Raw genomic sequence first — 15332 nt, forward strand, 5'->3', positions numbered from 1 at the left:
AGCAACTCAAGATAAATGAGGTGCTGTTCCATTTTTCTTGTATAATTGAAGTATCATAGGGAGAAGGTGAACTGAATGATTTCAAAAGGCTTTTCTTCAGCTTTTTGGATAAACTAAAAAGGTGTATTATAGAGAGTAGAGGGTGGGCGTGAAGTAGGGTGTGACGCCGTAGATTATGAGGATGATATTAGGAACGAGGGAATTATTGAATGACACAGATTAAGGCTATGGAGCTCTTGGCTCCGGCAGGGAGCTATGAGGCCTTTAAAGCGGCGGTAGAGAATGGGGCCGATGCAGTGTATCTGGGGGGAAGGAGCTTTAACGCCCGGGCCAGTGCCGCTAACTTTGACTTGGATGAACTGCGGCAGGTGGTGCAGTATGCCCATGAGCGGGAGACGATGGTCTATGTGACGGTGAATATTTTGATTGCCGATCAGGAGTTTCCTGAGCTTTACGATTATATATACAGCTTATACGAGATTGGGGTTGATGCTCTGATCCTTCAGGATATTGGCGTAGGGTCAATGATTCAGAGTGTTTTGCCGGAGATGGAGCGCCATGCCAGTACCCAGATGACCATCAATACAACCTGGGGTGTTCGTCATGTGGAAAGACTGGGCTTTCAACGAGTGGTCCTGGCCCGGGAAGTGACGGCGGAGCAGATGAAAGCCATTTCTGCCCAGACCGCTCTGGAGATTGAGGTGTTTGTCCATGGTGCTCTGTGTATTTGTTACTCCGGGCAATGCCTGATGTCCAGTTATATTGGCGGCCGCAGCGGCAACCGGGGAAGATGCGCTCAGCCTTGCCGGCTGACGTATCAGCTGATGAATGAGGAGAAAAAGGATATGCTGGCTGAGGCTAACCTAGGCAATCACCTTCTAAGTCCACGGGATTTGAATTTTGTGGAGGAGATTCATACTTTAAAAGAGTGTGGGGTCTACTCCTTAAAATTGGAGGGACGGATGAAGAGGCCGGAGTATGTGGCTACGGTCACTCGAATTTATCGCCGTGCTCTGGATTATGTGCTTTCCGAAGAGGATGGTATAAACTCTGGGTCAGGGGTGACAGGGGAGGAAAAGACCGAACTTTTACAGATTTTTAACCGGGATTTTTCTCAGGCTTATTTTCATAATCACCCTGGAGCGGAGCTGATGAGCTATGCCCGCCCCAACAATAGAGGGATTCGTCTGGGCAGGATTGTTCAGAATAGAGGCAATCAGCTGGAGATCAAACTGGAGGCGTACCTCAGACCCGGTGATGGAATCGAGGTCTGGACAAGCCGGGGCCGGGAAGGGATTACGGTCCAGAAGGTTTGGCAAGGCAAGAGGGAGATCGAGGAAGGGAAGCCGGGAGATATCGTTCAGATCGAATTTGCGGGCAAATCCCACCCCGGAGATCGGGTATTTAAAACTCATGATGAGCTATTGATGGAAAAAGCCCGCCAGAGCTTTCAGGAGGGCAAGGAGCGGCGCAAGCGTTCCTTGAAAATGCGTCTATCCGGCTCCATCGGAGAGCTGATGGTCTTAGAGGCTTGGGAGCGGGACAAACATGTCCGGGTGGATTCAGCTACTCCGGCTCAGCAGGCCATGAAACGCCCTTTAACTCAGGAGTACGCCTTCCAACAGCTAAATCGTCTGGGGACAACACCTTTTTGGTTGGAAGAGTTGGACCTGGAGGTGGAGGAAGGACTTATGCTTCCGGTCAGTGAACTCAATGAGATGAGAAGGCTTGTCGTTGAAGGCTTGCTCCATAAGTCTCTCCAGAAAGAAAGGGTTACCAGAGCGGAATATAAGCAGCGCCTGAGGGAATGGCAAAATCGCCTTAAACTTGAGCAAGAGCAGCAGGTTCAGCAAGCTCAGCACCATAAGGATCAGCTGTCCGGAAGTTATAGCAAAGCTGCCTCTTTAGCAGCAAGGCGCTTGACTGTTGCTGTCAGCGATCTGGAAGGGGTGAAGGCAGCTCTAAAAGCCGGGGCAAGGCGAATTGCTCTGGGTGGGGAGCGTTGGCGTTCCCGTAAGGGGATGAGTTGGGAGGACATCCGGGCCGGTGTAAGGCTTTGCAAAGAACAGGGAGCAAACTGCCTTTTGCGCCTGCCGCGGATTTTAAACGAAGAGCAAAGTGCTTGGTGGTATGAGTCTTTGCTTAAGGTAAAGGCCTGGGAAGATCGTCCCGGGATCATGGTCGCGAATTTGGGAGAGCTGGAAATGGTGAAGGCTATCGATCCGGACTGGCCTTTTGAGGTGGATTATCCTGTCAATATCTTTAATGAGGCCGCGGTAGCCCATCTATTCCGTCTAGGGGCCCAAGGGGTAACCTTATCTACAGAGCTTGAACATAGCCAGATTGAGCCCCTGGCCCATTGGCCCAAGACAGAAGTCTTTGCTTTTGGGGAGCTGGAGATGATGGTCAGTGAGTATTGCCCTGTGGGTGCCACATTGGGAGGCAAAAAAGGAACAAAATGTACGGCGCCCTGTGTGAAGGAACCCCATTATTTGAGAGATCGGCTCAACTATGACTTCCCCATCGAAACAGATTTGGATTGTCGGATGCATCTTTATAATGTGAAGCGCTTGAATCTTTACAAGGAATTAGGAAGCATTGCCAAAATGGGTGTTCAGCGGATTCGTTTGCAGCTGGATCGGGCCAATCCTGTCCAGATCCGCGATACGGTACGAGTCTTTCTTGAAGGTTGGGAGAGAGCACTTGCAGGGGAGCGCATCTCAGAGGAGCAGGCCGAAAAGGCCAATGCATACTTGGCAGAGCGTTTCCCAGAAGGGTTTACCAAAGGACATTATTTTAGAGGAGTGCTTTAAGTCAGGCGGGCATCGTTAAAGAAGGAGGAATACCGTAGAATATGGTACTCAATGAACGGGTGATCAGGAAACTTGATTTTGATAAAATCTTAGAACGTCTTGCCAATCAGTCCATTATGCCGCGGGCCCGGGAATTGGCAGAGCAATTGGAACCCCACTCTCATTTGGATTTGGTGCGGGCGGCTTTGGAGGAAACCGGTGAGGGCAAGGATATACTGAGGATTAACCCGCTTTTTTCGGTGCGGGGAGCCCGGGAAATCCGGCCTTTAGTGGAGCGGTGCTTAAAGGGAGGAACCTTAACACCAGATGAGCTGCTGCAGATTCGGGATACTTTAAAAGCAGCCCGCATCATCAAGCAAGGTTTTCAGGAAGGTAAGGCGGAGGTTCCTCATCTTAAAGGGATCATGGAACAGGTCATTCTGCCCAAGGGTATTGAGGAGGAGATTACCCGCTGTATTACGGAGGATGGTCAGGTAGCGGATCAAGCATCTTCTGTTTTAGCGGATTTGCGCCGGGGCATCTCCCGCCTGCAGACCAGAATCAGGGAAACCTTAGATGGCATCATTCGCAACCCCGCCTACCAAAAGATTCTTCAGGACCCTCTTGTTACCCAACGCTCGGAACGCTATGTGGTCCCGGTCAAACAGGAATACCGCCAATCCTTTCAAGGTATCGTCCATGATCAATCGGCCAGTGGAGCGACCCTTTATATTGAGCCCATGGCTGTGGTCAACTTGGGAAATGAGCTGCGGGAAGTGGTCCTTAAGGAACAAAGGGAGGTTCAGCGGATCCTTTTACTCCTCTCAGCCCGTGTGGAAGGGGAGGCAGAGGCCATAGCCGATGCTCACGAGGCCCTGGCCCGGGTGGATTTCATTCTGGCTAAAGCACGGCTCAGTGAAGAAATGAATGCCGGAGCACCGATTCTTACCGAAAAGCAGGAGATAAGCCTTGTCCAGGCGCGGCACCCTCTTCTGACAGGAAAGGTGGTGCCCTTAACCATCCAATTGGGGACCCGCTTCGATACGGTGGTGGTCACCGGCCCCAATACCGGCGGAAAAACAGTGGCCTTGAAAACCATTGGACTCTTGGCGGCTATGGCTCAGTGTGGCTTGCATATCCCCGCCGAGTCGGACTCCCGGGTAGGGGTCTTTACTCAGATCTTTGCCGATATCGGGGATGAGCAGAGTGTGGAACAGTCCTTAAGTACCTTTAGCGGTCATATGAAGAATATTGTGGAGATTGTGGAAAAAGCCGATTGGCGTTCCCTGATCCTCCTTGATGAAGTGGGAGCGGGCACCGACCCTACGGAAGGTTCAGCTCTGGCGATGGCGATCATCGCTGAGCTTCATGAACGGGGAGCAAGAATTGTGGCCACCACCCACTATGGAGCGTTAAAGAATTTTGCCTACAATACACCGCGGGTGGAGAATGCTTCTGTAGAATTTGATTCGGAGACTTTAAGACCTACCTACCGCCTGCTGATTGGGATTCCCGGCAAAAGCAATGCCTTTTATATCGCCGGACGGCTGGGGTTGCCGGAAGGGGTCTTGGATCGGGCGCGAACCTTTGTTACGGAGCGGGAAATGCAGGTGGCCGATTTAATCGAAAACCTTGAGGATACTCAACGGGAGATTGATTTGGAAAAACGCCGGGCCCGTGAGGAACGGCAGGCCATTGAGAAGGAGAGCCTCGGTCTGAAGGAGAAATCTCAGAAGCTGGAGGATGACTATCAGGAGCTTATGGCCAAGGCTAAGGATCAGGCCACAGAGATTGTCAGGGAAGCAAGGAGAGAAGCAGAAAGGCTTATTGATGATCTGAAGCTGGCTCTTAAAGAGGAGCGAAAGGATCAGCAGGCTATTGAGCAGGCCCGTAAGGGGATTCGCAAATTGTCCACTAAGGTGGGGGATCAGGATACCCCGCTGAAAACTCCTCATGGAGTGGAGCCTCAAGAGATTAAACTGGGACAGATGGTGTATATGACTAAGCTCCGGCAAAAAGGGCAGGTCCTTAAGCTGCCCAATGATTCGGGCGAGATTTTCGTCCAGGCAGGAGTGATTAAGCTGAATGTTCCTCTGAGTGAAATCCGGCTGATCCAGGAAGAGAAAGCCGCCAAACCCACTCGATCCGTAGGCGGACAGGGGAAAGTCGGTATGAAAAAAGCCGAAACCATCCGTACGGAAATCGATCTACGGGGGATGATGGTGGAAGAGGCCGGCTATGAATTGGATAAATACCTGGATGACGCCGTACTGACAGGAGTCGGCCAGGTCTATGTCATTCATGGCAAAGGGACAGGGGCGTTAAGACAGGGGATTCATGAATTCCTGCGCGGTCATCACCATGTCAAATCCTTCCGCTTAGGACAGCATGGGGAAGGAGATCTTGGAGTAACCGTCGTGGAATTAAAATAATAGAACTTTTTCTGGATTTTTCATGCCGGATATGTATATAATGCATGTATATGAAAATTTGACTTGAGGTGACGATATGGTAACATTTGCTATGATTACTCCTACTGTTGCAGTGATTGCCTTGGTTATTGCTCTGATTCTTTTTGGACCTGGGAAGCTCCCTGAACTGGGCAAGGGCTTAGGTAAAGGTATCAAAGAGTTTAAAGATGCCACCGATCTCTCTGACGATGATGGCAAGAAAAAGAAAAAGGAAATTGCCGAAACTAAAAAAGAAGAGCCGGCTGAGAGCAAGAAAGAAGAGCCGGCTGAAAGCAAGGAATAGAGCAAGAAAAAAGAAGAACCGGGAAGACCGGTTCTTCTTTTTTATGGTGAATACCCCCTAAAAGATATTCTGCAAAAGGATGGCTAAACGCTATGAGGGCGCAATGCCCAACAGGACACAGGAAAATAAAGTGGTAAAATGAATGCCCAAATGTTGCAATTCTTAATACAACAAGTAACTGTTCCCAAAATACTCAAAGATCGGCTTGTGTAATTTTTTCACAAGCTGATCATGAGTCAGACATTCACATAAAGTTCCCAAAAGCTTTGTTTAAGTACTATTTTGAACAAGTTGTATCAAAAAGAGAGTTGGCATGGTTTTTGCATTATAAAAAGTTGCTCAGTCTTGCTCTTCCGAGTTTAGAAATTTCGACAAAACATCAAGAGGGGAGGGAAATCGGAAATAAACCGATAAGGCCTGAAAAGGCAATGGAAATGATACCAAAGGAGCGCAAAAGGAAAAACAAGTTAATGACCACGATTAAGTAATCCTATTAAATTTTAGGAGGAATCGGAATGACCATTAACAGAAGAGATTTTATTAAACGAGCCGCTGCAGGTGCCGCTGTTGTGGCTGGATCCAGTTTTTTAGTGGGCTGCAATAATACCGAGGCAGTTGCCCCGGCGTCAGCTCCCGAAGCATGGGATCAGGAAACGGATGTCGTCGTCGTCGGTGGCGGTAATGGTGGGTTAAGTGCTGCTGCCGCTGCCACAGAAGAGGGCAAAAAGGTCATTCTCTGCGAAATCAGTGCCTTTCTCGGCGGTGGCTCCGCATATTCAGGCGGTACCATCCATTCCTGGGGTCTAGATACATGGGAAAAATACAAAGAGCACACTGAAGATCTGCATGATCCTGTACTTGCGAAAAAGTATGTAGAAACCTTTAGACAAGTATACCTTCCTTGGCTGGAGAAGAATGGTATTCCTCTTAAAAAGCATCCGGGCGGCAAGGGGTTCAATAATGACTATGGCTTAGGCTCCGGTGAAGCGGGATATCTTAGGCATAAAGCCTATTTTGATGCTTTAGCGAACTTTGTCACAGGTAAGGGCGGTACAATCATGACCCAGACACGGGTTTTGCGCCTTGTCATTGATGAAGCCGGTATGGTTTGCGGTGTTCAAGCCATTAAGAAGGGTGAATCCAAGGCCATCTTCATTAAGGCTGGTTCCGTTATTTTAGCTACGGGTGGGTTCCAATCCAATAAGGGATTGATGGCTAAGTATATTGGACCTAATGGGGATGTGGCCCGCAACATGGGGACTCCTTATAATACGGGCAGCGGAATGCTGATGGCTCAAGGGGTTGGAGCTATGACCCAGGGAAGCTTTTCGACCTTCTCCGGGACTTTTTCCGGTATTGTTCCAGGACCGGCGGTGGAAGATGAGCCGGAGCTCTATGAGGAAAAGCGCGCCGGCGATCCCCAAAGCCTGCCGGGCATCGGCGGTGGGCGTCCTGCTGTTCCCATGTGGGTCAACTTTCTTTTCCCTGATGAGACCACAGGTATTCTAGTCAATCTTCAAGGTAAACGTTTTGCAGATGAGACATCTCCCATCGAAGCCAAATACGCCAGACTCCCTCAAGAAGTGTTAAAGCAAAAAAGAGCGATGGCCTTTATGATTGGGGACAAGGCCATCTATGACAAGGCGGCAGGGTCGGAAGCGATTCTTAAGATGTATATGGATCAGGGGGGTAAGGTTGTAGAAGGTGCAACTCTTGAGGAGTTGGCTGCAAAGTGCCAGGAAATCCATGGTATGCATAAGGGGGCCTTTTTGAAAACAGTCAACGAATACAATAAGGCCATTGATAGCGGTGCTACGGACAGTCTTGAAGTTCCCAGGGCGCTCAATCATAATAAGATCGCCCAAGGTCCCTTCTATGCTGTACCTGTAACCGCGAATATCTACCACACCTTCGGTGGGGTTGCCATCAACGAAAATGCTCAGGTTCTTGATGTCCAGAGAACCCCGATTCCTAATCTCTATGCCTGCCCGCCTTGTGCAGGTATTTTCAGAGAAGTTTATACAGGCGGAATTGCCTCAGCCGGTACTTTCGGCTATATTGCCGGAAAACATATCGCTGGGAAATAAGGTTTAGCCATAGACAGAGGGATGCCCCATGTTGTGTGGTTTGAAGACATGGGGCCTAACCTTTCCTTGCGGCAAACGATATTTCTATGGTTTTATTCATGCCCAGATAGTATAATCAAGAAAGAATAACATTTTAAAAGGGATCCGAGCCGCCTTAATAGTTGTGAAAGTTGGCTCAAGTATATATGCGCTTGCTTCACCGTACATGTTGAATGGAGGGAGCCTTATGCATGTTCATGAACTTTTGCAAAGGATAAGCCAAGGAACAGAAAAAGCCTATCTGGAAAAATGCAGAGATCAGCGGGAGCTTTTTATGGAGGGCAAACCTGTGGATCCAGGCACTGTTCCCAAAGTGGTTTATAATTCATGGGTACGGAGTCAGCGGTACGGAGTGAATCCCTTTGAAAAACCTTGCCATCACCCAATAGATAAGTCCAAAAGCCAAGATCTTAACCGTTTTATAGAGTGTTTGGATCGCTATAACTTTTTTATCAAACAGGCTCTCGAACTGATCGATTATCAGGGATTTACTTTTACCTTTTCAGCAAAAGAGAGCTTAACCAAACATATCTATGATGATCTGGGAAGTCCCTTTGCTAATCTTATCGGAGAATGTTCGGAGAGAACTGTGGGAACAAATGCTACTGCCATAGCCTTGGCTGAAAATGTTCCTGTTGCCTTAGTAAGTCCCTTAAGTTATCAATGCGGGCCTTCTGAAAACGGGGTGAATACAGCTGCTCCCATACACAATCACCAAGGTGAAGTTATGGGAGGGATCCATATTGGTTTAAAGGATATAAAAAGGACTCAGGATGCGTTTTGGTTAGTCACTTACCTTGCCCAAGTCTTTGACCGCCTTTACTTGCCTATGACCCAGAGGCATGAAAAGAAGATCAAGGATATAATTGATTTGCTTCCTCAAGGTGTAGCGTATATTAATAGTAAGAAATCCATACATTATAATGAAAAATTTCAAACCCTGGTGAATCTAAGCAAAGGGAAGAACTCTTTAAAAAAGGTTAGCGAGTTTTTTTCTCAGGAGGACTGGAATTCTAGATTTGCTTGCCAGGAGATTAAAGCAGATGGCAAGACCTTGATTATAAACAGCAACATCTTGGATTATGAGGACTTCGAAACAAGCAAGATACTTATCGTAGAAGAAAAACAGTCATTGGCCCAACGGCTTCAGGAGAATTCTCAGGGTTTCAAGACCACGGTTGGCTTATATAGCTTTGATGATATCGTAGGCAACAATGCTGAATTAAATGAAGCAAAGTCCATCGGGTTGAATGTGGCAGGCACCTCTGTTCCGGTCTTGATCTTCGGGGAAAATGGAACAGGGAAAGAAATGTTCGCTCAGGCCATTCATGCAGCCAGTCCACGGCGGGAGAAACCCTTTATTGCCATTAATTGCGGGGCTATTCCTGCGGAGTTGGTGGAAAGCGAGCTTTTTGGCTATGAGGAAGGTTCCTTTACAGGAGCTTTGAAAGGGGGGAAGATAGGCAAGATCGAAGCCGCCTCTGGGGGAACCCTGTTCCTGGATGAAATAGAAAGTATGCCTGTCCAGGATCAAATTAAACTTCTGCGGGTTATCTCCACAGGGAAAGTTCAAAAGGTGGGGAGTACCAAAGAGATTCCTGTGGATATCCGCTTAATCTCGGCTACGAAGAAGGACCTTCTGGAAGAGTCGGATAAGGGGCTATTTAGGGAAGATCTCTATTTCCGCATTAGTACCTTCATCATTGAATTACCGGCTTTGAGACAACGCAGGGAAGATATTTTGCTCTTAGCGAAAGAATTCATCAGCAAATTCTCTCGTAAATATGGTCTGGGGCAAACGGTTGAAATGGCTCAAGAGTTTGTGGAAGCTCTGGAGAATTACTCCTGGCGGGGAAATGTTCGTGAGTTGGAGCACTCGATTGAGCGAGCTATTATTTTGATGGGAGCCGGTTTGACTCTGAAGGTTGATTATTTGTCTAAGAGAATCCAAGAATCTTATCAAAACTATCAAGTCAAAGGCTTGGTAGAGGATGTTTTGGCTAAAGGTCTGAAGAAACAAGAACAAGGGCTCTTATACACGGCTGAGGCTATGATTATCGATCATGTACTCAAATCCGTCGGCGGTAATGTCACTGCAGCAGCTGAAAAATTAGGAGTAACCCGAAAGACAATTTATAATAAGCTGCAGGAGCATCCTGATTTAAGAGTGGTTAAATAATTGTGGGCATCTCTACCCGCCTGGAAAAAGTTTTTGGATTATTCGAAGAACGTACTTGTTCGTGCAAGTTGTTAATGATATTATACTACCTAGGGGGGTGAGTAGAAATGAGTAAAAAAGGTCGGTTCCTATTGATGTTTGCGCTGTTTTTAAGCCTTTCCGTTGGACTGTTCTTAAGTTCGGCAGCGAACACGAACGCTTATCCTGACTTGAGTCCGGATGGGAAAACCTGTACACCATGCCACGAAGAAGGTACTCACGGTGGTGAAGAGACACCGGCTGAGACCCCAGGAGAGACTCCGGGAGAAACCCCTGCAGAAACCCCGGGTGAAACACCTGCTGAACAACCAGCAGAAACACCTGCGGAGAAACCTGCAGAGACTCCTGCCGAACAACCTGCAGAAACCCATGAGCCTATGAGCCCATGGATTGTTGTTGGTGGAGTCATCGTTATTCTGGCGGTAATCTACTTCTTGGCGATTAAGAAGAAGTAATTTTGTCAGAAGCCAGGGATGGGCATTATTAAACATAAGTTGCGTTGAATCCTAAACACATAACAAGAGAAAAAGCCCATAAAAAAAGTCCGTGTGAAAACCAAATTTCACACGGACTTTTTTACTATTCTTTAGTCTGTAATGGTCAAGAGAGCCACTGGGGAGGGGTTACCGGTTGCTCCGGTTTCGGGGCTTTGTAAGCATGCCCAGAAACTATAATTACCTGGTGAGAGCGGTTCACCTTCTATGCTTAATGGAATGTGAATCTGATTCGATCCTCCAGGCTGGGCATCAGGGGAGAATGGCTGAACAAAATCATGGTCGGGGAATTTTACATAAACGATAAGGTGGAGCCCTTCGCTTCCTTCGGGGTAGGCGACAGGGATGGTCACCGAGCTCTGGGCTGCATCATAAGCCACAGCTCCCAGAGTCGGGACAGGGATACTGGGATCCCCTGCTGGCGGAGAAGTCGTCTCATTGGGAGGTGGCGTTTCGTTATACTCTTTTTCGGGCATTTTGTAAGGCTGTTCATCGCTTGGCCAAGGAGTCTCGGAATCACGACCGGTGATGTTCAGGAATACTTTTTTCTCTTTATTAACGGTACCTGTGCCTGCGAGATATTCTGGATGATCTTTATCGATTTCTTTTTCTACCCAAACATCACTGACACGGGTGGGAAAATCACCTTGAGCGGCAATTTCTCTGCGGATAAAATCCTTGGGAGTCAGACTGCTGGGTATTAATCCGGATTTAGTATCGAAGTCACCGCCGACAATACCGGAAGGTTGCTTGAATTCTGTCTGTACGGTCAAGCCTTCATGAGCTGCGGTCATAACATTCTTCCAGATTTGGGCAGGGTACTGGCCGCCGTAAACTTTGTGGAGATAGTGAGTTAGGGTTTCATCATCTTTATCATAGCCCATCCAGACCACACCTACATATTCGGGCGTATAGCCTGCGAACCAGGCATCCGGATTACCGGTGCGGTAACCGTAAATATCCGGATCCAGAGAGGTAGTGCCTGTCTTACCGGCAACAGCCCAATTGCCAATCTGAGCCCGAGTTCCTGTTCCGCCGGTGACGACGCTGCGCAGCATGCTGTTCATAAGATAAGCGGTGGTTTCCTTCATGGTTCTTTCCTTGGTGATTTGTGGAACGAAAACCTCTTTGCCGTTAGAGTCCTGAACTTTTTCTATCGCATGAGGGGCTACTCGAACTCCGTTATTGGCAAACACGCCATAGGCGGAAGCCATATCTAAGGTGGACATCTGATTGGTTCCTAGAGCTAAGCTCAGTACTTTATCGCCTTCTTCTAGGGGAAGACCGAGACTGTTTTTGGCAAAGTTCCAACTGTATTCAATACCTACCAGGTTCATGAGTTTGACCGCATAGACGTTGACAGAGTTCTGCACAGCAAAACGCATGGTGATGAGACCGCGCCAACCCGCATATTCGGTGTCGTAGTTGACGGGAGCCCATACTTGACCATTGCCGGCATTATACTTCACAGGCATATCATCCAGGACTGTGCCTGGGAAAAAGCCGCCTTTTTCAAGAGCTGGGGCATAAACAACCAGAGGCTTAACGGTTGAACCGGGTTGACGGCTAGCTCGAGTGGCTCGATTGAATCCCCGGGCTGTGTTGTGATCCCGGCCGCCTACTAAAGCTCGAATGGCACCTGTCTTGGGATCGAGAACGGTCATAGCACCTTGAACAAGGGTTTCATCCACACTTTGCGGGAAGTTTGCCGCATTGGCAAATTCCTTTTCAGCTGCTGCCTGAATCTTTGTATCCACCGTGGTGTAGATTCTTAAGCCGCCGTTGAAGATTTGGTCTTCTGTAAGGCCGTGCTCATTGATGAGCTCTTCGATCACATGATCGACAAAATAAGGATAGCTATAATTGGTACCGGCGAATATCGGTTTTTCTGATTCGGCCCGGTTGGCCTTGACATTTTCCACATGCTCGAAAGGTGTATCTTTATATTGCTCATATTCATCAGCCGTAATGAAGCCGGCATCTCTCATAATACCGAGGACAATGGTCCGGCGTTTTTTGGCCGCTTCGGGATGATAATAGGGGTTATAACCGCTGGGAGCTTGCGGCAATCCGGCAAGAAGAGCGATTTCATCAGGCTCTAGATCCTTAAGCTCTTTGCCAAAATAAGTTTTGGCGGCAGCCTGAATACCGAAAGAGGATTCACCGAAAGGGATACGATTAAGATAGAAGGTGAGGATTTCATCTTTGGTGTACTCCCGTTCCAGTTGGATAGCGAGGGCTGCTTGCTGGATTTTACGAGCCAGCTTTTTTTCCCGAGGGTTCTCAATGAAGGCATTGTTGGCCAGCTGCATGGTGATGGTGCTGGCACCTTCTCTCCAGGACTGACTTTTTAAGTCAGCAATAAAGGAACCCACGATCCGGATGGGATCCACACCAAAATGATCGTTAAATCGTTTGTCTTCCACAGCTATAAAGGTGTCCTTTACAAGTTGAGGAATCCCTGATGAATCCACCATCTGGCGATTCTCCGCGGCATGGAGCTCAGCAATTTGATTCCCGTCCATATCATAAACAAAGGATGTTTGTTTTTGGTTGGTCAAGGTATCGGGATGCCAATCCGGAGTTCCAGCGACAGCGTACAGGACATAAATCAATAAGGCTATACAAGCCAATGTGAATACGGAGCCAAAACTCACTAAAAAGACCCGTAACTTCGAAACACGTTTCTTCTTTCGAGGCCTTTTCGGTGGAGTTCTTTTTGGGGGAGATGCCATATCTTGTCCCTCCTGAATTAAATAATTTGGTTACTCTTTAGTGTTACTTAGGTGACGAACATGATGAAAGTACACCATTTAAAGTGTACTTTGTCACAGCAGAATTATAACATATTTTCGCTATTAACAAAATCTCTATATTATGGGGCAAATGCAGAGGCCATTTCAAGGCTTTAAATTATGGACAAAAGTGGAACGAAATGATCTGCGACACAGCCTTTATAAGTTGATATGAAGGTCATAAAACAGTATAATAATAAGAATTAGGGGGGAATAAAAATCATGAATATTCTCGATGATTTAAAAGCCAGAGGTTTAGTCTATCAAACAACAGACGAAGAAGCATTGTATAAGCGTCTTGAATCACCGATGACCTTATATTGTGGTTTTGATCCGACTGCGGACAGTTTACATATTGGACACCTGCTGCCCGTCTTAATGCTCAGACGTTTTCAACTTGCGGGACATTGCCCCATTGCACTGGTGGGCGGGGGTACCGGCTTAATTGGCGATCCCAGCGGCAAAACCAGCGAACGGACGCTCAATCCTACGGAAGTGGTTCAGGAATGGGCCAATCGTATTAAAGAGCAACTGAGTTGCTTCCTTGATTTTGAGGGAGTTGGGAATCCGGCGATTATGGCCAATAATTATGAATGGCTGGGAACTATTAATGTAATTGAGTTTCTGAGGGATATTGGGAAGAACTTTTCTTTGGGAAGCATGCTGGCTAAAGAATCTGTAGAGTCAAGAATGAGTCGGGGGATCTCTTTTACGGAATTTAGCTATCAGATTCTGCAGTCCTATGATTTTCTTAAGCTCAATGAACTTTATGGCTGTGAGATGCAAATTGGTGGAAGCGATCAGTGGGGGAATATCACCTCCGGGACGGATCTGATTCGCCGCATGTCTGTGGGAGAAGATCGTCAGGTTCACGGCTTGACGGTGCCCTTGGTCACCAAAAGCGATGGAACCAAGTTCGGCAAGACAGAAGGCGGAGCGGTCTGGTTGGATCCGGACAAGACCTCACCCTATAAGTTCTATCAATTCTGGATTAATACCGACGATCGGGATGTGGTGAAGTACCTTAACTTCTTTACCTTCCTTTCCATTGAAGAAATTCAGGGGTTAGCTCAGGAAGTAGAGAGTCAACCAGAAAAACGGAATGCCCAGAGGATGCTGGCCAAGGAAGTCACCGAGCTGGTTCATGGGGTTGAAGCCCGTGAGCGGGCAGAGAAGATTTCCCAGGCTTTGTTTACCGGCGGGATAGCCAATCTGACTGCTAAAGAAGTGGAAGAAGGCTTCAGTGACGTACCTTCAGCAGATGTGGAGGATCAGGAAATGCTGCTCGTGGATGCCCTGATCAAGGTAGGTGCAGTATCCTCCAGGAGACAAGCCCGGGAGTCTATGGAGAGCGGTGCGGTATATGTAAATGGCATTCGGCAGACTGATACAACACTTACGGTAGCGCAGCTGGACAAGATCGAAAATCGGTTTATCGTCATTCGGCGGGGGAAAAAGAATTACTACTTAATGAAGCTGGTTTAGGTCAAAGATATTTAGATAATTAACGGCAGCATAGATTTATAATGCTGCTGTTTTCAACTTTAGGTGGTATTGAGCATAGATTAAGGATATCTATCTTGAATAAAAGATAGTATTTATGGATACATTAACCAGTGCCATGGGCGTATTTATTGGCAGCGAAAGGTCCCTTATAAAAATTAGAAAAATAGTGTTGACATTATGAGTGACGCGATGGTATTATGACTAAGCGCCGTGAGACAAGTCGCGACGCCAAATTCTCAAAAAATAGATTCTAAAAAAGATGTTGACTTTTCCAAGTGGCTTTGCTAGAATCTATAAATGTCGCCACTGGGGCCTAATTGCAAAAACCATCTCTAAAACCCTCGGAGCTTTAAGTGATTAAAAATTAACTGTTGACTTTGAGAAGCTGAAGTGGTAAGATGTAATTCCGTCACAAATGAGTGGCAAAAACAAAAATGGTCTTTGGTCGCTTCTCGCCGTCCGTGGCTACAGCGACACCCAGACCGTCCATGGTCTTTGAAAACTAAACAACAAGGAACAGCCAATGACTCGTCAAATAAAAGTAAGAAATTTGAGCAATCAAATGTTCTTCATAAATTTTATGGAGAGTTTGATCCTGGCTCAGGACGAACGCTGGCGGCGTGCCTAACACATGCAAGTCGAACGGA

8 protein-coding genes and 1 rRNA gene are annotated in these 15332 nt (G+C 47.4%); 8 read left to right on the forward strand and 1 reads right to left on the reverse strand.

All coding sequences use genetic code 11. The annotated features are described in order from the left end of the window. Nucleotides 1–209 precede the first annotated feature (209 nt). From BUA14_RS24925 to BUA14_RS24950, 6 genes are all read left to right on the forward strand, one after another. On the forward strand, nucleotides 210–2813 hold the full coding sequence (locus tag BUA14_RS24925) for a U32 family peptidase (protein WP_072775064.1): 2604 nt from the start codon (nucleotides 210–212) through the stop codon (nucleotides 2811–2813). 41 nt (nucleotides 2814–2854) lie between these two features. Then, nucleotides 2855–5224, forward strand: coding sequence for an endonuclease MutS2 (locus tag BUA14_RS24930; RefSeq protein ID WP_072775065.1), 2370 nt, complete (start codon nucleotides 2855–2857; stop codon nucleotides 5222–5224). 76 nt (nucleotides 5225–5300) lie between these two features. Next, a complete protein-coding gene (gene tatA, locus BUA14_RS24935; protein ID WP_072775066.1) occupies nucleotides 5301–5546 on the forward strand; it encodes a twin-arginine translocase TatA/TatE family subunit in 246 nt (81 codons plus the stop codon). A 515-nt stretch (nucleotides 5547–6061) separates the two neighbouring features. Beyond that, nucleotides 6062–7633 carry an FAD-dependent oxidoreductase gene (locus tag BUA14_RS24940; protein ID WP_072775067.1) on the forward strand — a complete coding sequence of 524 codons (1572 nt, stop codon included), beginning with the start codon at nucleotides 6062–6064 and terminating at the stop codon, nucleotides 7631–7633. 226 nt (nucleotides 7634–7859) lie between these two features. Then, nucleotides 7860–9851, forward strand: a complete 1992-nt coding sequence (locus BUA14_RS24945; RefSeq protein ID WP_072775068.1) for a sigma-54 interaction domain-containing protein — start codon at nucleotides 7860–7862, stop codon at nucleotides 9849–9851. Between the two features lie 107 nt (nucleotides 9852–9958). Next, entirely contained in the window at nucleotides 9959–10345 is a 387-nt protein-coding gene (locus tag BUA14_RS24950) for a hypothetical protein (protein ID WP_005808240.1), read from the forward strand. Between the two features lie 131 nt (nucleotides 10346–10476). Here BUA14_RS24950 and BUA14_RS24955 read toward each other — a convergent pair whose 3' ends face one another. Beyond that, entirely contained in the window at nucleotides 10477–13119 is a 2643-nt protein-coding gene (locus tag BUA14_RS24955) for a transglycosylase domain-containing protein (RefSeq protein ID WP_072775069.1), read from the reverse strand. Nucleotides 13120–13401: 282 nt separating this feature from the next. Between BUA14_RS24955 and tyrS the strand changes: the two genes are divergently transcribed. Together tyrS and BUA14_RS24965 are read left to right on the forward strand one after the other, a co-directional pair. After that, nucleotides 13402–14664 (forward strand): tyrosine--tRNA ligase, encoded by a 1263-nt coding sequence (tyrS, locus tag BUA14_RS24960; protein WP_072775070.1) that lies wholly within the window; start codon nucleotides 13402–13404, stop codon nucleotides 14662–14664. Between the two features lie 598 nt (nucleotides 14665–15262). Then, a 16S ribosomal RNA gene (locus BUA14_RS24965) occupies nucleotides 15263–15332 on the forward strand; the annotation flags it as partial.

It is taken from the genome of Desulfitobacterium chlororespirans DSM 11544 (genome assembly GCF_900143285.1).
Lineage (GTDB): Bacteria > Bacillota > Desulfitobacteriia > Desulfitobacteriales > Desulfitobacteriaceae > Desulfitobacterium > Desulfitobacterium chlororespirans.